The organism is Planctomycetota bacterium, assembly GCA_016872555.1.
In the GTDB taxonomy this organism is placed as follows: Bacteria; Planctomycetota; Planctomycetia; order Pirellulales; family UBA1268; genus F1-20-MAGs016.
Map to the genome: position 1 here is coordinate 13,815 of VGZO01000037.1, position 21,492 is coordinate 35,306.

Here is a 21,492-nt window from a genome sequence, read left to right on the forward strand (position 1 = left end):
CTCTTCGGGAACCTGCGATGGCCACGACGACACTGCCGCTCGCCGGCGACCCCCTCGCCGCCGACCTCGCCACTCTCCCGACGCCGGCGCTGGTGATCGACGGCGCCGTCGCCCGGCGCAACATCGACCGGCTCGCCGCCTACTGCCGCGGGCATGGCATCGCCCTCCGCCCCCACACCAAGACCCACAAGAGCCGGTTCGTGGCGGGCCTCCAGCTCGCTGCCGGTGCGATCGGCCTCACGGTCGCGAAGGTCGGAGAGGCGGAGGTGATGGCGACGGCCGGCGCGCCCACCGACATCCTCATGGCCTATCCGGCGGTCGACCCGGCGCGGACGGCGCGCCTCGCGCGGCTCGCGGGCGACGGTGCCGTGTCCGTCGGCCTCGACACCGCCGCCGCCGCCGCGGCGTTGTCCACGGCGGCGCGGGCGGCCGGCACCACGATCGGCGTCCTCGTCGATCTCGACGTCGGATTCGGCCGGACCGGCGTCGCCTCGCCGGCGGCCGCGGTCGACCTGGCGGCCGTCGTGGACAGGCTGCCGGGCCTCCGCCTCGACGGGATCATGTGCTACCCCGGCCATGTGAAGATGCCGCCGGACGACCAGGCACCGGTCCTGAACGGGATCGCCGAGCGCCTCGCCGACGCGATCGATCGCTTCGACCGCGCCGGGCTGTCGCGCCGGATCGTCTCGGGGGGCTCGACACCGACGGCCTTCATGTCGCACCTGATCCCACAGTGCACCGAGATCCGGCCGGGGACGAGCGTCTACAACGACATGAACATCGTCCGCGGCGGGTTCGGCACGCTCGCCGACTGCGCCGCGCGCGTGGTGTGCACGGTGGTCAGCGACGCCGTCGCCGGTCAGGTCGTCCTCGATGCCGGCAGCAAGACGCTGACCAGCGACCCCTGTGGCCCCGCCCCGCAGTCGGGGCATGGCCATGTCGTCGAATACCCCGACGCCGTGATCACGCGCCTCACCGAGGAGCACGGCCAGGTCGACGTCTCGCGCTGCGCCCACCGTCCGCGCGTCGGCGAGCGGGTGACGGTGATCCCCAACCATGTCTGCCCGTGCGTCAATCTCCAGGACGTGGTCTGGTGGCACGAAGACGACGCGCTCGTGCCGCTGCCGGTCGACGCCCGCGGCCGGCTGTCGTGAGCTGCTCCACGGCCGGCTACTTGATCCCCTCGATGCCCTCTTCGATGAGGAGTCGGCGGACGCGGTCGGCGAGCCGCGCGCGGGCGGCGTGCTGCTCGGCCGTCGCCGGCTGGCGCGACGGGCCCATCTTGAAGCCGCGGACGCCGGTCGCCACGCGGAACCCCTCGGGAAACTCGGCGCCGCCGAACACGACGTCGAACACGCGCGTGATCCGGTGTTGCAGCGCGAACGCCGTGGCCAGGTCCCCGGCCTTGGCCGCGTCGAACGCGGCGCGCGTCAGCTCCGGCACGACGGCGCTGGTCGCGTGCGTCCCGCCGTCGCAGCCGGCGAGGATCATCGGCACCAGTGCCCCTTCCCAGCCGGTGAGCACCGCAAACTCGGGGCGCACCGGCCGTACTGCGGCGAGCAAGCGGATCATCTGGCCGATGTCGCCGCTGGAGTCCTTGATCCCGATGATCCGGGGAAACTCCGCCGCCAGCCGCGCCACCGTCGGCACGTCGATCGGCGAGGCGAGCAAGGGGATGTTGTAGAGCGTGACGTCGATCGGGCTGTCGCGTGCGATCGCCGCGAAATACGCATACACGCTCTCGGCCGGCAGCCGGTAGTAGAACGGCGCCACGATCGCCACCGCCCGGGCGCCGCAGTCGAGGCAGTGCTCGCAGGCGGCGAGTGTCTCGGCAACGTTGGCCTCGGCGGCCCCGGCCACCACCGGCACGCGCCCAGCCGCCGCCTGGCAGGTGATTTCCACGATCCGCCGCCGTTCGCCGACCGTGAACCGGAGAAACTCCCCCGTCGAGCCGTTGGGGTAGAGGCCGTGGACTCGCTTGCCGATCAGCCAGTCGACCAGCCGCGCGAGCTCGTCCTCGTCGATCCGCCCCTGGCCGTCGAGCGGCACCATGTGGGGCGTGAGGATGCCGGTGATCGGTGCGGTCACGAGAGGGCCTCCGGGACTTCGGCTCGCGGGATCGCGGTGGGATGCCGCTCGGCGGCAGTGTACCCGCACGTGGCCGATCCACGGCTCCCGAGCATGGCCGGCTCGCCTATCCTTCGGCGAGGGAACACCACGACACCCGCCGCGCCAATGCCCGCTCCTGTTCCTGCCGTCGTCGTCTGGCTGAAGCGTGATCTCCGCGCCACCGATCACGCGGCGCTGGCGACCGCCGTCGCCCGTGCCCGCGGCGGTGCGGTCGTGGCGCTGTTCGTCTACGAGCCCGAGGTCCTCGGGCAGCCCGAATGGCACCCGAGCCACACGGAGTTCCAGCGCGAGTGCCTCGTCGACGTCGAGCGGTCCCTGCGCACGCTCGGCATCCGGCTGGTGACCCGCCGCGGCGAGGCGGTGGCAGCGCTCGAGCGGCTCCGCCGCGAGCTCGGCTTCGGCCTGCTGGTCGCCCACGAGGAGACCGGGACCGCCGTCACCTACGCGCGCGACCGGCGCGTGCGCCGCTGGGCCCGCGAGGTGGGGATCGAACTGGTGGAGCTCCCGCAGACCGGCGTCGTCCGGCGGCTCCCGTCGCGCGACGGCTGGAACCGCCTCTGGGAGCAGCGCATGACCGCGCCACAGGCGACGGTGCCACGCGCCCCCGGCAGCGGTGGCCGCGATCGGATCGGCCGCCTCGAATCGGCGGGGCTTCTCGGGTGCCGCGACCTCGGCCTGCCCCCTGACCTGCGGGAGCGCCAAGCAGGCGGCCAGCGCGCGGCCGAGGGAATCCTCGCCGACTTCCTCGCGCGCCGGGGGCGCGGGTATGCCGGCGGGATCAGCAGCCCGGTGCACGCGGCCACCAATTGCTCGCGGCTGAGCCCGTACCTCGCGTTCGGGGCGATCTCGCTGCGGCAGGTGTGGCAGGCGTGCGAGGCGCGGCGGCTGACCGCGCGGGAGGAGCTCGCGACGGCGACCGACGGCCGCCAGCGCGTTGCTGCCGAGGCCTGGCAGCGGAGCCTCCGCGCGGTCCAGTCGCGCCTCCACTGGCACTGCCACTTCATGCAGAAGCTCGAGGACGAGCCGGCGATCGAATCGGCGAACATGCTCCGTGCTGCCGACGGCCTCCGCGATCCCGGCGGTTACCCGGAGCGCCTCGCCGCCTGGCAGGCGGGGCGCACCGGCTACCCGCTCGTCGACGCCTGCATGCGGAGCCTCGTCGCCACCGGCTGGGCGACGTTCCGGATGCGGGCCCTGCTCGTGTCGTTCGCCAGCTACTCGCTGTGGCTCGACTGGCGCCCCACCGGCCTGTACCTCGCCCGCCAATTCCTCGACTTCGAGCCGGGGATCCACTGGGCGCAGATGCAGATGCAGTCGGGGACGACGGGGATCAACACCCTGCGGATCTACAACCCCACCAAGCAGGCGCTCGAGCAGGATCCGCATGGGGTCTTCATCCGCCGCTGGGTGCCGGAATTGGCCGGCGTCCCGACGGCGTATCTCCACGAGCCGTGGACGATGCCTCCGGCGGTGCAGCAGGGGGCGGGCTGCCTCGTCGGGCGTGACTACGCGGCGCCGATCGTCGACCACGCCGCGGAAGTCCGCGTGGCGAAGCGTCGGCTGGCGGCGGTGCGTGGCGAACCGGAAGCCCGGGCCGAGGCCCGCGCCGTGGCGCGGCGCCACGGCAGTCGCCGCGACCGGCGCGGGGCGATGCAGCAGGATCCGGTGCGCCGCGGGCTGTTCGGGAAGACCACGGCAGCGGACCGGAAGCGGAAGTCGTCGACCCACGCCGATCCGCAGCGACGGTTCTTGTTCGACCTCGACGGCGACCAACCCGCCGGCCCCGCCGGCGATCGCGCCCCGTGACCGGGGGGCGCCGCAGCCCTCACATCTCCGCCAGCCGGGCGCGGCGTGCAGCCCACGCCGAGGCCCGCTGGAAGGTGAACGCCGACACGGCCGAGCCGGCGGCATAGAACAGCGGCGTCGAACCGTAGGCGGCGTCCTTCGGATTGATCGCCACGAGAACGAACAGCACCGCAGCCGTCACGCTCGTCAACGACAGTCCGGTGAACACGACGCTCCAGGCACTCCACTTCATGTCGGCACTCCCGATCGGGGTTCGCACGCTCGATCACCCCCTCACGATACCTCACATTCCGCCAACAGTCGCTCGGCCACGGCGAGCGCCCCCTGGGCGCGGTCGTCGAGCGGCACCCGCCGGCGCGTGTGAGAGCCCGCGAACAACGCGCCGGCGAACAGCCCGAGTTTCCCGAGCGTCGAGACCCGGACGCGCCTGTCGAGCACCCGGTGATCGCGGCTCCTGATCCGGGTGCCGATGCCGCGGTAGATCCGCGCCGCGGCCCGGACGGCGAGGCGGGCATCGGCCGCGAGCCCGCCGATGCCGGACTCCCCGGCGGTGTAGTAGCCGTCGGCGACCCCGAGGATCGTCTCCACACCCTGGCGCACCCGCTCCGGGTCGGGCGGGCCGCTCCCGGGACGGAGGCCGGTGGTCCATCCGACCGGCAGGTAGCAGCGCGACCGCCCCCAGTCTTCCGCCACGTCGCGCGCGATGTTGGTCATCTGCATCCCCATCCCGAGCGCTGCGGCGTGGGGGAGCAGGCCGCGATCGGCCAGACCGAGGATCGGGCACAGCAATACCCCGACCGTTCCGGCGACGCGGAAGCAGTAGCGGAGCAAGTCGGCCTCGTCGAAGTCCGCCGCCGGCGTCAGGTCCGAGCGCATGCCGTCGAGGAGCGACAGCGCCGCCGCGAGCGGAAGGTCGTGACGGCCGACGAGCTCCTCGAGCCAGCGGCTCTCCTCGGCGATCGCGCTCCGGCCGGCGATGATCCGGCGGACATCCTCGGTGGCCCGGTCGACGAAGGCGTGGGCCTGCTGCGGCGTCGGGGCGGCGTCGACGCCGTCGTCGCACCACCGGCACCAGGCATACAAGCGTTCCACGTCGGCGCGCTTCGCGGCCGGGAGGAGGCGGCTGGCGAACGAGAACGACCGGCTGTGCCGCCGGATCGACTCTCCGGCCGAGGACGCCCCGAGAGACCGGCTCGGTTTCCCTTCGTCACCAGAGCAGACGAAGGTCGTGCCGGCCGGTGGCGGATGGCCGTCAGTGCGGCGCGACATGGAAATCGGCGGCGATCGTGGCACAGGTGGCCTTTGCCGAGTTGACGACGCCGGGGACGCCGGCCCCGGGATGGGTGCCTGCCCCGACGAGATACAGCCCGGGGATGTCCGGGTCGCGATTGTGGGGCCGAAAGTAAGCGCTTTGCGTGAGCGAAGGTGCGACCGAGAAGGCCGACCCATGGGCGGCGTGGAACCGGGATGAAAAATCGGCCGGTGTGACGTGCCGACGTGTCACGATCGCCGCGCGGACTCCCGGCAGGTGCGGCTCGAGGGCGCGGAGGATGGCGTCGCCGTAGCCCTCGGCCACCGCGTCCCAGTCGATCGCCGCGTTGCCCAGGTGCGGCACGGGACTGAGGACGTAAAACGACTCACACCCGGCCGGGGCCATGGTCGGGTCGGTGATCGTGGGAGCGTGGAGATAGAGGCTGAAATCCTCGGGAAGACGATGGCCGTGAAAGATGTCGCGCAGCAGTCCGTGAAACCGCGGCCCGAACAGGATCGTGTGGTGCGCCAGATTCGGATACCGCCGGTCGGTGCCGAAGTACAGCACGAACAGCGACATCGACCACGCCATTCGTTCCAGCCGGCGCTGCCGGCGCCGCGCGGCGGCGACGCCGCGGTAGAGCGTGGCGTAGGTGTGGTGGACATCGGCATTCGAGACGAGCAGGTCGAAGGCCTGCGGCGGCCCGCCGGCGGCATGGACGACATGCCGGGTCGCGGCGCCGACGGTCTCGAGCGCGACGCGGTCGACCGGCGCTTCGAGCCGGAGCGTGCCACCGAGCTCGTGAAACAGCCGCACCAGGCCGCGGACCAACGCGCCGGTGCCCCCCGCGGGGAAAAACACGCCCCACTTCCGTTCGATCCAGTGGATCAGCGTGTAGATCGCGCTGGTCTCGAGCGGATTGCCACCGACCAGGAGCGGGTGAAAGCTGAATGCCTGGCGGAGGTGCTCGTCCGTGACGAATCGCGAGACGGTGGCGTACACGCTCCGGTCGGCGCGCAGGCGGGCCAGTTGCGGAGCGGCGCGGATCATGTCGGCAAAATGGAGAAACGGGACGGCGCCGAGCTCCTCGTAGCCCTTGGCGAACACCTGCCGTGAGTAGTCGGCGAAGCGGCGGTACCCATCGACGTCGGCGGGGTTGACCCGCCGCACCTGCTCGATCAGACCGGCTTCGTCGGCGACGTAGTCGAACTCCACGCCATCGCTCCACCGGAGACGGTACAGCGGCGTCACCGGCAACAGGCGCACGAAGTCCGACATCCGCCGCCCGGAGAGCGCGAACAACTCCTCCAGGCAGTGGGGGGCCGTGATCACGGTCGGCCCGGCGTCGAAGATGTAGCCGCGATCCTCGTAGACGGCGGCGCGGCCGCCGGGTTGGTCGTGGGTCTCGTAGCACACCGTGTCGAACCCCATCGACTGCAGGCGAACGGCCGCCGCGAGCCCGCCGAACCCGCTGCCGATCACGGCCGCACGCCGTCGCTGACCGGTGGTCAACCGGGGCGCCACCGTCCCGGCGTCGGTCGCCACGCTCATGAAGCGGCCTCCGCCGTCACCGGCTCGGCGCCGATCACAAGCGCGCTTGCCACCGCGGCCAAGGGGCCGGGATCGCGCCCCCCGTCGGCCGCGGCGGCGAGCCGCTCGACCGCACGTGCCAGCCGGGTATTGATCGCGGCCACGGCCCGCCCATGGGTCGCGTCGAGCAGATCGTGCGCCAGCGCACGACAGGCGCACGTCGTTCCGGTCGCCACTCGCAGACGGCGCTGCAGGGCGGCGAACCTCCCGGCCGACAGCTCCGCCGCGGCCCACGCCCACGGCCAGGTGACACGGCGATTGCGGAGGTCGTCGCATCGGTCGGCGCCATCGACGAGCCCGGCCAGTTCGTCGAGGTCGTTTTTCATCTGCAGGCAGATTCCCACCCGGCACCCGAAGGCGGCCACGGCACGGAGCGTGTCGGGGTCCCCGGCGGCGGCGTGCGCTCCGCACCAGGCAGCGAGTGACGTCAGGCGTCCGGTCTTCCAGCGCGAGATCGCCAGCGCGGTGACGAGCGCTTCGCGCGGCGTGACTTCGTCGACGGGGGTGGACAGATCGATCGCCTGCCCCTCGTGGCACTGCCGGGCGACGGTGATGAATCGGCTCACGACCGCGGCCGATCGGCCGGGATCTCCCCCCGTCGCCACCAGTTCCAACGCCCGGAAATACATCCAGTTCCCGGCGTTCACCGCGCGGGCCGGTCCGATCACCCGGTGGAGCGCCGGCTGGCCGCGGCGGGTGTGCGAATCGTCTTCAAAGTCGTCGATCACCAGCGCGCCGGCGTGGAGCATCTCCACCGCATCGACGAATTCCCCCGGGGCCGCACCGCGGCCGCCGGCGAAGGCATGAGCCCCTTCGAGCAGTGCCGCCCGCAGCCGCTTGCCACCGACGCCCGGGTAGAGATCGGGCGCGAGGCGGAGGGCCTTGGACCAGCCGTGCCGCGTGCGCGCGCTGACATGGGCGGGGCCCGAGAAACCGAGAGGCTGGGCAGTCATGTCGGCACCGGACCGGGGGTTGAGACGAACGACCTCGCGAATCGCAGCGGCACCAGACCAAGCGGCGGCCTGCCGAGCACGATCCGCGCCGCATCGGAGCAGGTGAAGCGATGCGCGTAAAATCTGGCGATCCGGTCCTCCGGCAGCACGCCGTAGAAGCGGTGGAAGATTCGCCACCGATCCTCGGCCCTGACCAGGCAGAACAGGAGGCGATTGAGAAACCGGGCGAACCCCCGGCGGTACCGGTCGGTCGCGGCGGCCGTGGCGACCTCCGCGGCCACCCGGTCCGGATGGGCCCGGGCGACGATCTCGGCGAAGCGGACCGCAAGGGGCATCGAGTATCCGGTCGCCGCGTGATACCACCCGCCGGCGTAGCCGCCCGCAGGCCACGGTGCCCTGGACACGGTTGCCGGGTCATACGGCATCGGCAGGCATCCGCGCTCGGTGCGGACCGTCCGCGGTGCTCCCACGCCGGACTCGGCCAGCCGTGCCGCGATCAGGGCATTGGCCCGGCCGTCGTCGCAGCCCGGCTGTTCGTGGAACCGCGTGTACTCGAGAAGCACCCGATCGGGCCCGAGCGGCAGTTCGTAAAGAAACTCGAACCCCTCCGCCTGGTCCGCAGGCACGTCCATGACCGTCGGCTCGGACGCCGGCCACCGCCCGCCGGTCTCGAATTCATGGCCGATGAACGACTGGTATCCGCACGCCCCTCCTTGCGAAGTCGCCCGGCCGCGGCAATCGAGGATCACCCGGCACGTCACGTCGGCACCACTGCCGAGTCTCACGGTCGTCGCCGACACGATCTCCGACGGCTCACCGCAGCGAATCACGAGCCCGTTCGGCCGGGCCCCACTCCCGCTCGCCAACGCCACGGTGGACGCGCGAAGACGATCGGAGGTCAGCGAGGCGTAGGGAATCCCGACCCGCCGCGACAGCCCGGGAAAGCGCACGCGGTAGCCAGGCCAGCGGTGGACGACCAGCGGGTCGAACCAGCCGCGAGCCGACGCGGCGACGTCGGTCTCGTGAAACGACCAGGTGTGATTGCCACACGGCGCGGCTGCGCGCTCGACAAGCAGCACGGTCGCCTCCGGCCGGTGCCAGGCCAGCGCGTGGGCCACGAGGCAGCCCTGCAGGCCGCCACCGACGATCGCGTAGTCGAACTCCACGGACGTGGTCATGCGGGGCTCCCCGCGCCGAGCACGCGGTTGGAGGAGCTCACGACCGACGACTCCGACAACGGTGCCACGCCGTGCAGCAGCAGATGCGGCATCGCGACGGCGCTCAACCCGACGAACGTCGCCCGGATGAGCGCGTGGCTCCAGCCCGCGGTGTCGAGCCCGACCCACGCCACGAGCCCGATCAGCGCGATCGCCGCGCCCGTCGGCAGCGCGAGGCTTTTGGCCAGCACCGGCCAACTTTCGCCGAGCTCGACGCGGAGCCGCCGCAGCCCGCGGACCGAATGCCAGGCGCAAAAATAGACAATGAAGCCCACCAGCGGGCCGACGAGGGCGAACAGCGTTACCAGCGACGCGACCAGGGCATTATCGACCAGCAGCACTCGCCTGACCCGCCCGCCGCGGCGCACCGCGGCCAGACCCTGGATCATCCATCCGGCCGCCGCGACGGCGAGCAGCGCCCAGGAGCAAGCCGTCAGCAGGGCGACGGAGCGATCGATCGCGAACGCCGGTGCCGCGGGGGCGACGATCCCGAGGATTCCTCGGACGTCGGCGGTGTGGACCACCAGCGGCGTCCAGATCACGAGCCCCCCGCGAGCGAATCGAAACAGCGGCCGCAGGCGGCACGGTCCGAGCGGGCGCGGTTCTTCCCGGCCGAAATGCCACGCCGATGCGAGGAAAAACACCACGATCGTGGCGGCCGGTGCGACAACCCAACCGGCCACGACGGAGGCCATGACCGCCGCGTAGCCGCCGAGAAACACCGGCAGCCACAGGGTTCCGAGAAGCGGTTCGAGGCGCGGACGGGCGTAGCGGTGGTCGGCCGCACCGTGAGGCAGGCCGACCACCGCCACGAGCAGGGCCAGGATCCCGGCCGTGACCGCGGCCGGGAGGTGAAAGCAACACGCGGCCCCGATCAGCGCCCACGAGAGCAGGATCACCGAGGCCGCGTGCATGTCATGACCACCAGCGGTTGCGTGAAGTCACGGGTTCAGGCCGCCGCGTAGTCGCCGCCCGCGGCGGTCTTCGTACTCTTGGCCTTGGCGATCAGATAGATCAACACGCCGAATCCCGCCTTCGCGGTCATGTCGGCGATCGCGTAACCGATCTGCAGGCCGACCACGCCGTTGGCACCGACGATCCCACTGGCCGCGGTGGCGGTGCCGGCCTTTGCCGCCAGTGCGTCCGGGGTGCCACCGAGGGCGTAGGCGATCGGGTAGACGGCCCAGGTGACGAGGATCACCAGACGGGCGATCTCGAGAAGCCTCCGCGCCGCCGGCGGTTGGCTGTCGAGCGACTTGGTGAGCTCGGTCCAGAGCACGTACAAGATGTAGAAGAACGGGATCGAAGAGAGCCCGCCCCACATGACGCGCTCCATCCACCGTGACTGGTCGGCGATCACCTCGCCCGGGTAGCCGAGCGCGATCATCAGGGCCGCCGCGATCACCAGACGCGTGAGCAGGTTCGTCGCCTTCTCGGCGTGGAGGCGGAGAACAGCCACCAGTTCGACCATCAGGAGCGGCACGGTCAGGATCCAGTCGGCGTAGCGGTAGAAATCGTTGAACGCGGCGCCCGTGGCCTTGTAGTTGCCGTCCACCAGCGTGTAAGCCCCGTGCCAACTGTGCCGGATCATGAAGTAGTGGTAGCAGGCGATCGACACCACCAGCCCGGATACCAGCAGCGCCGGCCGGTACTCCGGATCGACGTGGGCACGCGACATGTAGAGGAACAGCGCCGCGGCCCCCATCGTCGCGACGGTCATCGAGAAGATGTTGTCGACGGCGTTGTACTGGAACAGCGTCAGATTCGGCATCGACGATGCCAACAAAGCCAACCCCTGGATCATGAGTTCACCCCTTTGGCTATGACGGAAACGCCGCGGCCGCCCGACACCGTCGCCGCGATAAGGAATAAGAGCCACCAGACGGTGAGTCGGCCAGTGGCAGAATCCTGAGCCACGGATCCGCCCCAACGGCGAACCCCTCTCGGGACGGGATTCTCTGTCGCCGCAACGCACCACCTCGCCCGGCCAGATTCCGGCCCTGCCGCCCATAGCCTCACGCCGGTGGCTCGGCCGCTCACCGCTCGGCTACGATCCCTGATCGCACGCCGACAATGGGTGGGGCCCGTCCCACCTGGGCAACGCCAGGCTGTGGTTTTCCCTGCGCCGAGAGACCTCTCATGCGTACGTTGTCCAGCCACTTCCAGCGGCTTTCGATCGCGCTGGCGGTCGCCGTCACGACGGGCGCCGCGTCGTTGTCGGCTCGCGCCGAGCCGCCCCGCGACATCGTCGTCTACGGGGCGACCAGCGGGGGGATCATCGCCGCGATCCAGGCGCGGCGGATGGGGAAGAGCGTCGTCGTCATCGAGCCGTCGGGCCATGTCGGCGGCCTCACCACCGGGGGCCTGGGGGCAACCGACATCGGCAACAAGGCTGCGATCGGCGGGCTGGCACGCGAGTTCTACCGGCGCATCGGCAGGCACTATTCCCGGCCCGAGGCCTGGCGGCAGGAGCGGATGGAGGATTACCAGAGCCGCCGCAAGGTGCCGGGGGAAGAGGAAATGTGGACGTTCGAACCCCACGTCGCCGCGAACGTGTACCGCGACTGGATCGCCGAGGCCGGCGTCGAGGTGATCGTCGGCGAGCGCCTCGACCGCGTGGGCGGCGGAGCGCGGCTCGACGGCCACCGGATCCGGGCGTTGCGGACGGTGTCGGGGCGGGAGTTTCCCGGGACGGTGTTCATCGACGCCACGTACGAGGGCGACCTGATGGCCGCGGCGGGGGTTTCGTATCACGTCGGCCGCGAGGCAAACGCGGTGTATGGCGAGACGTTGAACGGCATCCAGGTCGCGCGGGCCACGAAGCACCAGTTCACCCACGACGTTGATCCCTACGTCGTGCCCGGCGATCCGACCAGCGGCCTGGTGGCGCTCGTCGATCCGGAACCGGCCGGCACCGACGGCGCCGGCGACGCCCGCGTGCAGGCCTACTGCTTCCGGATGTGCACGACCGACGCCCCCGACAACCGGCGGCCCTGGCCGAAACCGGCCGGCTACGACGAGAAGACCTTCGAAATGCTGTTTCGGAACTTCGAGGCCGGCGACCGGAGGATCCCCTGGAACCCGGTATTCATGCCCAACCGCAAGACCGACACCAACAACAACTTCGCGATCAGCACCGACTACCTCGGGGCCAACCACGCCTATCCGACTGCCGACGACGCCACCCGCGCGCGGATCGTCGCCGACCACCGGGCCTACCAGCAGGGGCTGATGTGGTCGCTCGCCAACCATCCGCGCGTGCCGGCGGAGGTCCGCGAGCAGTTCCAGCGCCTCGGCCTGGCCAGGGACGAGTTCACCGACAACGACAACTGGCCGCACCAGATCTACGTCCGCGAGGCACGGCGGATGGTGTCGGAGATGGTGATGAACCAGAACCACTGCCAGCAACGATTGGTCGCCGACGATCCGGTCGGCCTCGGGGCCTACAACATGGATTCCCACAACGTCCGCCGCACCGTGACGGCCGACGGCACGGTGCGCAACGAAGGCGACATCCAGGTCGGCGTGTCCCCCTACCGGATCGCCTATCGGAGCATCCGCCCGCGCAAGGAGGAGTGCGAGAACCTCCTCGTGCCGGTCTGCCTCGCCGCCTCGCACATCGCCTACGGATCGATCCGGATGGAGCCGGTGTTCATGGTCCTGGGCCAGTCGGCCGCGACGGCGGCGGCGCTGGCGATCGACGCCGGCACGGCCGTCCAGGACGTGCCCTACCCAGCCCTCGCCGAACGCCTCCGTGCCGACGGCCAGGTGCTCGACTGGACCGGCCCGGCGCGGAAGCCGCAGCTCGAGGCAGCGCAGCTCGCCGGTGTCGTCGTCGACACTCCCGCCGCCGAGCTCGAGGGAGACTGGTCGACGAGCCACTCGATCGGCGGCTTCGTCGGCGACGACTACCTCCACGACGGCGGCGAGGGGAAAGGGCGCAAGCGTGCCCGGTTCACTCCCGACCTGCCGGCCGCGGGACGCTACGAGATCCGCTACTTCTACACTGCGGCCTCCAACCGCAGCCGCGCCGTGCCGGTACGGATCGAGTCACCCGCCGGAACGACGACCGTGACGCTCGACCAGCGCGAAAAGCCGCCGGAGACGGGGTTTGTCCTCGGCCGTTTCGTCCTCCCCGCCGGCAAGGCGACGAGCGTGGTCGTCGACACGGCGGGCACGACCGACCACGTGATCATCGACGCGGTGCAGTTCATCCCCGTCGCGGCGGAGTGAAGCAACCTCTCAGCGCTCGCCGTTGTCGGCAGGCAGCTCGCCGTCGGCGGATCGGCTGGTGATCAGCCGGGCGGGCGTGTCGCCGAGACGGCAGCCCCCGTCAATGACCCGGTATCCAGCGCTCAGTACTGCCAGATGTCGAGCACGATCACCGTCGGCGGATCGGCAATCACATCGAAGAGCACGGCGAGCGGGCGAACGACTCCCAGTCGTACCGTGTCGAATCGCGACTCACCGAAATCGAGCGGGTCGCGCGCCAGCCAAAAGTCGACTTCCCGAACGACGCGAATGAGATCGGGCATCGCATCCGCTGCCGCGAGGATTGCCTGGAGTTTTTCGTCTGCCTCGGGAACCCAGAAGACGAAATGCCTCATCTCGGCTCCACGCTCCGGAGAATCTCGTCGAGCGTGCGCCCCGTTCGGGCGCTGCGCCTGCGCTCGATCTCCTCGGCACTCAGCGACGATTGGAGACCGGGAGGGGGTAGGCCGCGTCCCCCTCGTTCCGGAAAGAAAACCCCGATCACCGTGCCGGCGTGGTCGCACAACTCGACGGGCTGGGTGGCTTTGCCGAGTTGGCGGCTGGTTTCCGAATCGAGTGTGTAGCGCACCACGAAAACACCTCGTCACGATTCCGGAATTTCACTGTATGGACGCCTATTCGTGGATGTCAACGTGATCATCGACGCGGTGCAGTTCATCCCCGTCGCGGCGGAGTGAAGCGACCTCTCAGCGCTCGCCGTTGTCGGCGGGCAGCTCGCCGTCGGCGCGGGCGCCGAGCTGGCGGAGGACGTCGGGGGAGACGGTTCGCGAGATGAAACGCGTCGCGCCGTCGGCGAGCGACACCTGGATCCCGCCGGGGTGGTAGCTGCCGAGTCCGCCGACGAATAGCGCGTCGGGTGCCGCCTCGTCCGCTCCTTCGAGCTTCGGCACGTCCTCGATCCGCGAGGTATTGCGGAGCGTGGAGCGCGTCCCCGACAGCCAGCCGAGGTCGTCGCCGCCGAGAAAATGCTCGGCGACCAGGAGCGTGTTCGACGAACCGTCTTCGATGTCGCCGAACCGGATCCGGCTGTCGAGAAACAGCACGCCGTCGTTGCCGGTGTCGATCGGCGTCTCCGCGGAGGCATGGCAGCCGGCATAGGTCGAGTGCCCGATGTCGGGCTCCTGCCGGTCGAACACCCGGAGCGGATCCGACGGGCAGAGAAGCACCTGGATCCGCAGCTTCCTCACCGGCGCGTTGGCCTCCGCATAGGCCCCCGCCGCCTCGTCGAAGTGCCGGGCCACCGCCTGCTGCTCGAGATACGGCAGGAGACGCACGATCCACCCGACGTGCCTCCCCTCGGCGACGCTGCGGATCGGCCCGGGATCGCCCGTGACCCCGGGGGGAAACGCCTCCTGGCTGAATTCGTGGTTGTGCAGCGCCAGCCCGAGCTGCGTGAGGTTGTTGGCGCAGCTGCAGCGCCGCGCCGCCTCGCGCGCCGCCTGGACAGCCGGAAGCAACAGCCCGACGAGCACGCCGATGATCGCGATCACGACGAGGAGCTCGACGAGCGTGAAGGCGCGCCGCAACGCGGGGGTCGGGAAGTGGTTCATGGCGACTGTTCCTCATGTGACGGGGATCGAGCGGAGACGGGACCGGTGACTTCTCGGGTGCGCCGGATCGTGACCGGCCCTTCAAGCGGGTATTCGACGACCACGCGCACGGCTCCGTCGCCTCCGGGGGCGACCGTGGTCGTGATCCGGGCGGAGCCGCTGCCGACGATCGCGTCGGTGGGCACGACCCGCATCCCGTCGGCCCCGTGGCCGGCGGCACCCCGCTCCCGGGCTTCGCGGGTCGCCAGGTCGAGCAACTGCTCCACCTGGAGGCTGTCGCGCTCGGCGCGCAGCTGGCGGCGGCCGGCAAGCGCCCCGGAGAGCATCGCGGCGGCGATCGCCGCCACCGTCGCCAGGGCGGCCAGCGCCACGAACATCACCGCGCCGCGCCGGGGCAGGACCGCAGGCCGGGTCATCGGTCACCTCCGAGGCCGGCGGCGTGGGCCACGATCTCGACCTCGCTCGGCGGCGCGCCAGTGGCCGTGCCCGTGGCGGTGAGGCGCACCAGGGCGCCCTCGGCCTCGACCCGCCACACGGTCCCGGCGCCGAGCCGGTAGTCTTCCCTGGTGGCACGGCTGCCATCGGCCGTCGCCATGCGGCGCAGCCCCGCCGGCGTGGCAAGGTAGTCGATCGCCTCGCCCCGCGCCGTGGTGATCCGCAGCAGCCGTTGGCCGGCGGCGGTGCCGTCGAGCGCGCGAGCGGCATGGACATCGGCGCGGAACCGGCGCCCGAGGGCCAGTGCCGTGCGGTCGTGCTCGAGATGGTGCCGCGACGCGGCCTGCAGGCCGAGCGCCCGGTGGATCAGGCCGGCACCGATCGTGAGCACCACCGACGTGGCGGTGATCACGGCGAGCAACTCCACCAGCGACGCACCGCGGCGGTTCATCGGGCAGCCTCCCTTCCGGGGGCGACGTCGGCCGACGGCAACCATACCGCCAGTGCCACCGGCCGCAAGGCGCGTCCGGGTGCGTCCCACGACAGCGCGAGGACGACGCGGCCGAGCTGTTCCCGGCGGGCCGACAGCACCGCGCCGGGGAGCCGGCGGCGCGCGCGGTCGGAAAGGGGCGGCCGGGCGACGAACGCCGCCACGTCTTCCGGCGGCAGGCTCGCCAAGACCTCGGCCCGATTCGCGAGCTCCTCCATGGCGATCCGCTCGTGGCGGGAATCGGCGAGGAGCCGCAGATGGCGCACGAACAGCGGCATCGTCGAGCCGAGGATCACGGTCAGGATCGCCAGCGCCGCCACCGTCTCGAGGCTCGACAGCCCGCGGCGCTCGACTCGACCGCGCTGCGCGACCCGGCGGTTGCACGTCGTCATGCCAACCCCCTGATCAATCGCACCAGTGGCACGAACATCGCGAGTGCCTCGAGGAGCACCACCGCCCCCATCACCGCGGCGGCGACGGGCACCAGCGCGCTACTCCACGCGAGGGCCCGCCGCGAGCCGCGCTCACGAGCCTCGCGCGCGAGTGTGTGCAGCGCCCAGGGGCCGACGCCGCTCGCCGTGGAGGCTGCGAAGAACTCCGCTTCCGCGCCTGTCGCCAGGCCGGCGGCGGCGAGATCGGGAGTCGCCGTCGCGATCCGCCGGAGGCTCCCGGCCACGGGTCCGTCGCCCTGACAATCGGCGAGGACCTTCGCCGCCTCCGGCAGCGGCAGCCCCGCCTCGAGTGCGACGGCCAGGTGATCCAGCGCGGCGGCACGGCGAAACGGGCGGCGGAATGGCGCGACGAGCCACCCGCCGATCAAGCGGCTCACGAGCCGCACGACGGTCCGGAAGGCGAGCCACGCGACGATGATCAACCCGGTGATCACCGGGATCGCGGCCCACGGTCCGGCCATCTCGGCGACCCCCTGGATCATGCCGACGACGACGGCGAGAGGAACGAGCACGACCGCTGCCGGCAACCCGAGCACGGTGCTCACGCCCGCCGCCAGTCGGAGCGCCATCGGTTCGCCCATGTCGAATTCGCTGATGATCTGCTGAAACTGCGGGATCACACGCAGCCCCAGGAGCAACGCCACGCACGAAAAGACGAACACGACGACGGCGAGGTAGCCGAGAGTGGCGCGAAACCGCCCCCAGCCCGTCCCGTCGCGAGCCGCGTCGGCGGAAAGCGTCGCTGCCACCGTCTGCGGCAGCAGCCCGAGCCGCTCGCCGCAGCACACGGCAGCGGCATGGTCGAGGGTCACGAGTCCCGGCACGCGTTTCACCACCTCCCCTGGCGTCGCTCCGGCGGCGAGCAACTCGGCGGCCTGCTTCACCCGCGTGGCCTGACCACCCCGTTCATCGCGGGCCCACGCCGCGAGCAGCCGCGCCGGGGGAATCCCTTCCCTGTCGCTCACCGCGAGGAGGCGGAGCACCGCCGCCGAGCGGCGCCCGGGACCGCGTGCCACGGCACGTGACAGGCAATCGCTGAGCCACTGCACGAGGGGCACCAGCGACGGGAACCATCCCTGCAGCGCGCGATCGCGGCGGGAGTCGCTCATGACAGACTCACCACAAGCTTGATCAGCGGAGCGAACAGCGCCATGGTGACCAGGCCGACGAACGAGCCGACCAGGCCGACCGCCACCGGCCCGACGAACCAGGCCATCCCGTCGGCGGCCCGGCGCGTCCGGTCGGCGTGGCACTCGGCGACGGCGTCGAGCACGCGCCCGGCGCTATCCGGTGGCAACCCCAGGGCTTCGCGCGCGGCATTCGTCAGCGGCGTCGCGCCGCTCCCCTCCCCGGCCTGCCCAACACCCCGAGCGGCAAGGACGACAGCCTCGTCCGCCGGCACACCGGCGGCCACGAGGCCGGCGAGGGCCTGCGTGAATCCCGCGGTCACGGTGGGCCCGCGCGGGCCGTAGCGCACCGCCAGCCACCAGGCGGCGAGGAGCGCGAGCCCCGCGACCGTAGCCGGCAGCCAGCCCGTGGCGAGGAGGTCGGTGGCGATGAGCACGGCCCGCGTGACCAACGGCAGCTGGAGACCGAAATCGTCGAACAGCTTTCGGAACGCCGGCATCACCGTCACCGACAACGCGAACAGCACCAGCGTCGCGACACCGAGCACGATCAGCGGATAGACCAGTGCCGACCACTGCCGCGACGACGTGAGGAGTGGCCGGCGGGCCTCGCCGAGGAGCCGCGCGAGCCGCTTCTCGGCAGCCTCCGTGGCGGGAAACAGCGGCAGCCACGCGGCCGGGTCGGAGCGGGCGGCAGCCGCAGCCCGGGCGGGATCGGCGCTGGCAAGCGCCACCGACACCGCCCGCCAGCGGCGGCTCACCCCAGCCCCCGACTCCGCGTCGAGAGAATCGGCGACCGCGTCGACCAGCGGCAGGAGCGCGGCGCGGTTGGCGACCGCGGCCGCCACGTGGCGGCTCCAGACATCGTCGGCTCCGGCGGCGGTGCTCATCGCCCTCGCTCCGGCTCGGCACCGCGCCATTCGGCGACCGCGGGCTGTTCCGCGACACGAAGCAACAGCGTGACCAGGGGCTGAAACAACGCCAGCCCATAGACCAGCACGGCCGCTCCGGCGACGACGCTGCCGACGATCGCCGGCACCTTGCCCCACGCCCGCTGGCGCTGATCGCGCACGAGCCGCTCGTGCTCGGTGACGGCCTGCGTGGCCTGCCGCCGGGCGGCCGGTTCGGTGAACGACGCGATCACGTCGGCAAGGCGCGACGTTCCGGTCGCGGCCCGTTGCCCGCGCGACGTCATCGCAAGCGCTGCCACAGCGGCCGCCCCGAGGAGGCCGACACCGATCACGGGCCACCGGATCACGTTGACCACCGGCCGGGCGTCGAACACGGCTCCGGCCTGCGGACCGGTGAGCGTGTCGTCGACCGCGGCGACGAGCGGCCCATACCACCACGCCAGCGACGCCACACCCGCCGCCGCCAGCGCGCAGACGAGCAGCGGATAGACCAGGTCGACCCGAAACCGCCACCCGGCATGGGTCGCGCCAGCCGCCTGCTCATACAGCGCGGCGAGGGCTGCCTGGCCATCGCCCCCGGAGGCCGCCGTCATGAGCACCGCCCCGACTTCGGGCGGGAGCAGGGGCGTCACCCGGCCGACGATCGCGACTGCCGACGCTCCTGAACCATCCGACCGCTCGAGCTCGGCGGCAAGCGGATCCAAGACACCCAAGACACCGGCACGATCGGCGACGGCGGAACCCTGCCCTCCGCTTCCCGCGCTGCCAACGCCGCCATCACCCCTACCGGCAACGACAGGGATTCGCGCACGAATCGCCGCAGCGACGAGCCGCGCCAGCCGCGCGGTGGCGTGCGCGATCGATGCGTCTGAGCGATTTTCCCGTGACTGCATCGGCTGAATCACCCCATGACGATCACGCGACGACCACGTGACAAGCATGCGACGCCCACGCAACCCGGTCACCACGCCGGCACGCACCCGAAATTCCCGCGCCGACGTCTCCGACCTGACGCTCCATATGATACCGAACCAGACCACCACCGCCGATCATCAACACACCGCCCATCACTCCGCCGCGGCCTCGCGCTCGATTCGCCCGTAGGCCTGACGGGCGACGTCATACGCCGCGCGGGCCGCGTCGAGCTCCTCGGCGCGGTAGCTGCGCTGCTTCGTCTTCCAGCACTGCTCGACCGCGGCAACGCACCACCGGGCGCTGTCGACGCTCGCGCGGATCGGCTTACCGCCGACGAGGACGAACAGCGGATTGGCATGGGCCCCGGGAAAACTGCGGACGGCGACCCAACTGCTCCGGCCGACGCGGTGGCGGAACGACAGCGGCTGTTCGCTGCCGTCGGCGCGGATCTCCGCTCGGGCGACGAGAAACCCGTTTTCGATCAATTCGACGGGCACGGTGCCGCCACCGGCGCGGCGCGCGGCCGCGACCACCGTAAACGTCAGCTCGGCCGGCTCCGCGAGCCGGATTTCGCTCCCCGCCACGCCACACTCGCGCATCCCCTGGCCCGGCACGTCGGCGGCGAAATCGCGGAGGTGTGTCGCCCCGTCGCTGACGTAGCTCCGCCCCGCTTGGATCGCATCGACCCAAGCGTCGAACGACAGCGGCCCGTCGAGCTTGGCGTACACGCGCCCCAGCCCGACGCGCTCACCGGAGATGCAGGGGAAGTCGGTCTCGCCGCTGGCGCGGACGCGGTAGCCGCAGTTGAGGACGTGGTACCAGATGGTGAGCTCGGCGGTCGGGTCGGTGTCCATCGTCGAGATGAAATCGACCGCCGGCACCGGCCGGCCGTCGGGCCCCGGCACCTCGTGGGGCACGTCGACGATGAATTCGTTGGCCCCGATGCCGTCAAACGCCGGGATGTCGAAGTTCGGCAGCCGGTTCGGCCCGTCCTTGCCGTCGGTGCCGGGAAGCCGGCCGACAGAGTTGGTCAGGCCGTTGGCGGAGTGGGCCGGGCCGCAGACCGCCCCCTGGCGCTTCGCCCAGCGGAGCGTGGCGAGGCCGAGCGTGGGCCAGTGGTGCTTCGAGTCGCCTCCCGGCGGGATCTGCTCGGTGAGGCGCAGCAGGTTGAGGTGGCCGGAGACGTGCGACCCGAACCCGGAGACCTCGATGTCGTAGCGCAGCAGGTAGGGAGGCCGGCTGACGTCGTCGGGCTTCCCGGTGAAGAAGCGCTTCTGGTAGTCGAAGCATGGGCCCCAGGTGAGGCAGCACCCGACCTTGAGGTCTTCCCCCATGCACTGGCGGAGCATGTCGATCGGCTCGACACCTTCGGTCGGGGATTCGTAGTGGGCGCAGCCGGCGGCGTGGATGTGATGGTCACCCGACCACCAGCCATGCCGCGACGGATCGATCCACCGCCGCACCGTGTGGCGCACCTCGGCCGGGGCGCCCGCCACGACCAGCTCGACCGACTCGGGAATCGACTCCGGCCCGCGCGAGCACTCGACACGATACGCCCCGTCGGGCAGCCGCACCGTCTCACCGTCGAACCGATAGATCTGCTTCTGAAAGAACAGGTCGGGGGCGAGGCGCTTGGCCTGCGGCGGGTAGACGCGCCCGGCGCCGTCGGTGATCTCGATCTTCGCCGCCGCCGGCCGGTCGGGCTCGTCGGCGATGCGAAACGTGACCGGCTGCGAGGCAACGGCACGAAACGCCATGTCGGCGCCGGCGGCGGCCGCGGCGCCGTCGAGCCGGCACTCGATCCGGGCGAACGCCGGCCCCGCCTCGCGCGAAAACAGCTCGACGATCCGGTATTCCAGATCGAGCCCCGACAGGGCGGAAGCCAGCGGCTGCCTGTCGATCGTCGCCAAGGCCAGCCAGCGCCCGGCGATCTCCTCGGCCTTCGCCTTGGCAAGCGCGCCGGCCTGCGGGCTGTCGAGGGCGAGAGTGGCTGTCGTGCCCCGCGGATTGACGACCTTGACGAGAAACGTCCGCCAGCCCTGCTCGACGAGTGAGACCGGACCATCGGCCGCCACCACGCGTGGCCGCTCGCCGGTCAGATCGATCGCACACAGGCAGAGGGGATCGAGCGCCGCCTGCACCGCCCGTGCGGTCGCCGCGTCGTCGCCGGCGCTACCGAGGCCGGCCACGAGCCCGGCCGGCAGCGGCGCTCCGGCCTGCTCCAGGGCCGCGGCCAGGCGCGTGGTGGCGGCCAGGAGCGGCTGCCGCTCGACGGTGGCCACGACGGGTAACGGCTCGACACCGGCGCGCGGCGACGCGGCCCGGGCGTCCGTCGTCATCAACACGACCGCTGACGCGAGGGCGACCACGACGGCCCCGCTCTTCCGCGGGC

20 protein-coding genes are annotated in these 21,492 nt (G+C 71.5%); 3 read left to right on the forward strand and 17 right to left on the reverse strand.

Going from position 1 to position 21,492, the window contains the following annotated elements:
• The first annotated feature begins 17 nt into the window (after positions 1 to 17).
• Positions 18 to 1,154 (forward strand): hypothetical protein, encoded by a 1,137-nt coding sequence (locus FJ309_12410; protein ID MBM3955399.1) that lies wholly within the window; start codon positions 18 to 20, stop codon positions 1,152 to 1,154.
• Positions 1,155 to 1,170: 16 nt separating this feature from the next.
• Here FJ309_12410 and FJ309_12415 read toward each other — a convergent pair whose 3' ends face one another.
• Positions 1,171 to 2,088, reverse strand: a complete 918-nt coding sequence (locus FJ309_12415; protein MBM3955400.1) for a dihydrodipicolinate synthase family protein — start codon at positions 2,086 to 2,088, stop codon at positions 1,171 to 1,173.
• Positions 2,089 to 2,235: 147 nt separating this feature from the next.
• Here FJ309_12415 and FJ309_12420 point away from each other — a divergent pair, with 147 nt between their 5' ends.
• Positions 2,236 to 3,936 carry a deoxyribodipyrimidine photo-lyase/cryptochrome family protein gene (locus FJ309_12420; protein ID MBM3955401.1) on the forward strand — a complete coding sequence of 567 codons (1,701 nt, stop codon included), beginning with the start codon at positions 2,236 to 2,238 and terminating at the stop codon, positions 3,934 to 3,936.
• A gap of 19 nt (positions 3,937 to 3,955) precedes the next feature.
• Here the strand turns inward: FJ309_12420 and FJ309_12425 are convergent, their stop codons facing one another.
• From FJ309_12425 to FJ309_12455, 7 genes are read right to left on the reverse strand one after another with little or no spacing between them, the layout of a single operon-like run.
• A complete protein-coding gene (locus FJ309_12425; protein ID MBM3955402.1) occupies positions 3,956 to 4,168 on the reverse strand; it encodes a hypothetical protein in 213 nt (70 codons plus the stop codon).
• Positions 4,169 to 4,209: 41 nt separating this feature from the next.
• Positions 4,210 to 5,205 (reverse strand): phytoene/squalene synthase family protein, encoded by a 996-nt coding sequence (locus FJ309_12430; protein ID MBM3955403.1) that lies wholly within the window; start codon positions 5,203 to 5,205, stop codon positions 4,210 to 4,212.
• Positions 5,189 to 6,739 carry a phytoene desaturase gene (locus FJ309_12435; GenBank protein ID MBM3955404.1) on the reverse strand — a complete coding sequence of 517 codons (1,551 nt, stop codon included), beginning with the start codon at positions 6,737 to 6,739 and terminating at the stop codon, positions 5,189 to 5,191. Before FJ309_12435 ends, FJ309_12430 begins: the two co-directional genes overlap by 17 nt.
• Positions 6,736 to 7,731: a hypothetical protein gene (locus FJ309_12440; protein ID MBM3955405.1), complete on the reverse strand. Its 996-nt coding sequence runs from the start codon at positions 7,729 to 7,731 to the stop codon at positions 6,736 to 6,738. Before FJ309_12440 ends, FJ309_12435 begins: the two co-directional genes overlap by 4 nt.
• Entirely contained in the window at positions 7,728 to 8,909 is a 1,182-nt protein-coding gene (gene crtY / locus FJ309_12445; GenBank protein MBM3955406.1) for a lycopene beta-cyclase CrtY, read from the reverse strand. The genes FJ309_12440 and crtY overlap by 4 nt, the downstream gene beginning before the upstream one ends.
• Positions 8,906 to 9,862 carry a hypothetical protein gene (locus FJ309_12450; GenBank protein MBM3955407.1) on the reverse strand — a complete coding sequence of 319 codons (957 nt, stop codon included), beginning with the start codon at positions 9,860 to 9,862 and terminating at the stop codon, positions 8,906 to 8,908. Before FJ309_12450 ends, crtY begins: the two co-directional genes overlap by 4 nt.
• A 35-nt stretch (positions 9,863 to 9,897) precedes the next feature.
• Positions 9,898 to 10,719, reverse strand: a complete 822-nt coding sequence (locus FJ309_12455) for a xanthorhodopsin (GenBank protein MBM3955408.1) — start codon at positions 10,717 to 10,719, stop codon at positions 9,898 to 9,900.
• A 368-nt stretch (positions 10,720 to 11,087) separates the two neighbouring features.
• Here FJ309_12455 and FJ309_12460 point away from each other — a divergent pair, with 368 nt between their 5' ends.
• Positions 11,088 to 13,181, forward strand: a complete 2,094-nt coding sequence (locus FJ309_12460; GenBank protein ID MBM3955409.1) for an FAD-dependent oxidoreductase — start codon at positions 11,088 to 11,090, stop codon at positions 13,179 to 13,181.
• A 122-nt stretch (positions 13,182 to 13,303) separates the two neighbouring features.
• Here FJ309_12460 and FJ309_12465 read toward each other — a convergent pair whose 3' ends face one another.
• From FJ309_12465 to FJ309_12505, 9 genes are all read right to left on the reverse strand, one after another.
• Entirely contained in the window at positions 13,304 to 13,555 is a 252-nt protein-coding gene (locus FJ309_12465) for a hypothetical protein (GenBank protein ID MBM3955410.1), read from the reverse strand.
• A 351-nt stretch (positions 13,556 to 13,906) separates the two neighbouring features.
• Positions 13,907 to 14,770 carry a DUF1559 domain-containing protein gene (locus tag FJ309_12470; GenBank protein MBM3955411.1) on the reverse strand — a complete coding sequence of 288 codons (864 nt, stop codon included), beginning with the start codon at positions 14,768 to 14,770 and terminating at the stop codon, positions 13,907 to 13,909.
• Entirely contained in the window at positions 14,767 to 15,186 is a 420-nt protein-coding gene (locus FJ309_12475; GenBank protein ID MBM3955412.1) for a hypothetical protein, read from the reverse strand. Before FJ309_12475 ends, FJ309_12470 begins: the two co-directional genes overlap by 4 nt.
• Complete coding sequence (locus FJ309_12480; GenBank protein MBM3955413.1) at positions 15,183 to 15,656, reverse strand: hypothetical protein; 474 nt, start codon at positions 15,654 to 15,656, stop codon at positions 15,183 to 15,185. Before FJ309_12480 ends, FJ309_12475 begins: the two co-directional genes overlap by 4 nt.
• The gene (locus FJ309_12485) at positions 15,653 to 16,087 is read right to left on the reverse strand and encodes a hypothetical protein (protein ID MBM3955414.1); all 435 of its coding nucleotides are present in this window, start codon (positions 16,085 to 16,087) and stop codon (positions 15,653 to 15,655) included. Before FJ309_12485 ends, FJ309_12480 begins: the two co-directional genes overlap by 4 nt.
• Positions 16,084 to 17,256 (reverse strand): hypothetical protein, encoded by a 1,173-nt coding sequence (locus FJ309_12490; GenBank protein MBM3955415.1) that lies wholly within the window; start codon positions 17,254 to 17,256, stop codon positions 16,084 to 16,086. Before FJ309_12490 ends, FJ309_12485 begins: the two co-directional genes overlap by 4 nt.
• Positions 17,253 to 18,164: a hypothetical protein gene (locus FJ309_12495; GenBank protein MBM3955416.1), complete on the reverse strand. Its 912-nt coding sequence runs from the start codon at positions 18,162 to 18,164 to the stop codon at positions 17,253 to 17,255. Before FJ309_12495 ends, FJ309_12490 begins: the two co-directional genes overlap by 4 nt.
• Entirely contained in the window at positions 18,161 to 18,889 is a 729-nt protein-coding gene (locus FJ309_12500) for a hypothetical protein (GenBank protein ID MBM3955417.1), read from the reverse strand. The genes FJ309_12495 and FJ309_12500 overlap by 4 nt, the downstream gene beginning before the upstream one ends.
• Positions 18,890 to 19,252: 363 nt before the next feature.
• Positions 19,253 to 21,439: a hypothetical protein gene (locus FJ309_12505; GenBank protein MBM3955418.1), complete on the reverse strand. Its 2,187-nt coding sequence runs from the start codon at positions 21,437 to 21,439 to the stop codon at positions 19,253 to 19,255.
• Between the last annotated feature and the right edge of the window lie 53 nt (positions 21,440 to 21,492).

Excerpts from the sequence above, each read along its gene's own strand:
- FJ309_12465 (MBM3955410.1), bottom strand. The coding sequence starts at position 13,555 with ATGAGGCATTTCGTCTTCTGGGTTCCCGAGGCAGACGAAAAACTCCAG.
- FJ309_12420 (MBM3955401.1), top strand. The coding sequence starts at position 2,236 with ATGCCCGCTCCTGTTCCTGCCGTCGTCGTCTGGCTGAAGCGTGATCTC.
- FJ309_12410 (MBM3955399.1), top strand. The coding sequence starts at position 18 with ATGGCCACGACGACACTGCCGCTCGCCGGCGACCCCCTCGCCGCCGAC.
- FJ309_12450 (MBM3955407.1), bottom strand. The coding sequence starts at position 9,862 with ATGCACGCGGCCTCGGTGATCCTGCTCTCGTGGGCGCTGATCGGGGCC.
- FJ309_12495 (MBM3955416.1), bottom strand. The coding sequence starts at position 18,164 with ATGAGCACCGCCGCCGGAGCCGACGATGTCTGGAGCCGCCACGTGGCG.
- FJ309_12425 (MBM3955402.1), bottom strand. The coding sequence starts at position 4,168 with ATGAAGTGGAGTGCCTGGAGCGTCGTGTTCACCGGACTGTCGTTGACG.
- FJ309_12485 (MBM3955414.1), bottom strand. The coding sequence starts at position 16,087 with ATGACGACGTGCAACCGCCGGGTCGCGCAGCGCGGTCGAGTCGAGCGC.
- FJ309_12455 (MBM3955408.1), bottom strand. The coding sequence starts at position 10,719 with ATGCCGAATCTGACGCTGTTCCAGTACAACGCCGTCGACAACATCTTC.
- crtY (MBM3955406.1), bottom strand. The coding sequence starts at position 8,909 with ATGACCACGTCCGTGGAGTTCGACTACGCGATCGTCGGTGGCGGCCTG.
- FJ309_12435 (MBM3955404.1), bottom strand. The coding sequence starts at position 6,739 with ATGAGCGTGGCGACCGACGCCGGGACGGTGGCGCCCCGGTTGACCACC.
- FJ309_12505 (MBM3955418.1), bottom strand. The coding sequence starts at position 21,439 with ATGACGACGGACGCCCGGGCCGCGTCGCCGCGCGCCGGTGTCGAGCCG.
- FJ309_12490 (MBM3955415.1), bottom strand. The coding sequence starts at position 17,256 with ATGAGCGACTCCCGCCGCGATCGCGCGCTGCAGGGATGGTTCCCGTCG.
- FJ309_12480 (MBM3955413.1), bottom strand. The coding sequence starts at position 15,656 with ATGAACCGCCGCGGTGCGTCGCTGGTGGAGTTGCTCGCCGTGATCACC.
- FJ309_12430 (MBM3955403.1), bottom strand. The coding sequence starts at position 5,205 with ATGTCGCGCCGCACTGACGGCCATCCGCCACCGGCCGGCACGACCTTC.
- FJ309_12460 (MBM3955409.1), top strand. The coding sequence starts at position 11,088 with ATGCGTACGTTGTCCAGCCACTTCCAGCGGCTTTCGATCGCGCTGGCG.
- FJ309_12440 (MBM3955405.1), bottom strand. The coding sequence starts at position 7,731 with ATGACTGCCCAGCCTCTCGGTTTCTCGGGCCCCGCCCATGTCAGCGCG.
- FJ309_12470 (MBM3955411.1), bottom strand. The coding sequence starts at position 14,770 with ATGAACCACTTCCCGACCCCCGCGTTGCGGCGCGCCTTCACGCTCGTC.
- FJ309_12475 (MBM3955412.1), bottom strand. The coding sequence starts at position 15,186 with ATGACCCGGCCTGCGGTCCTGCCCCGGCGCGGCGCGGTGATGTTCGTG.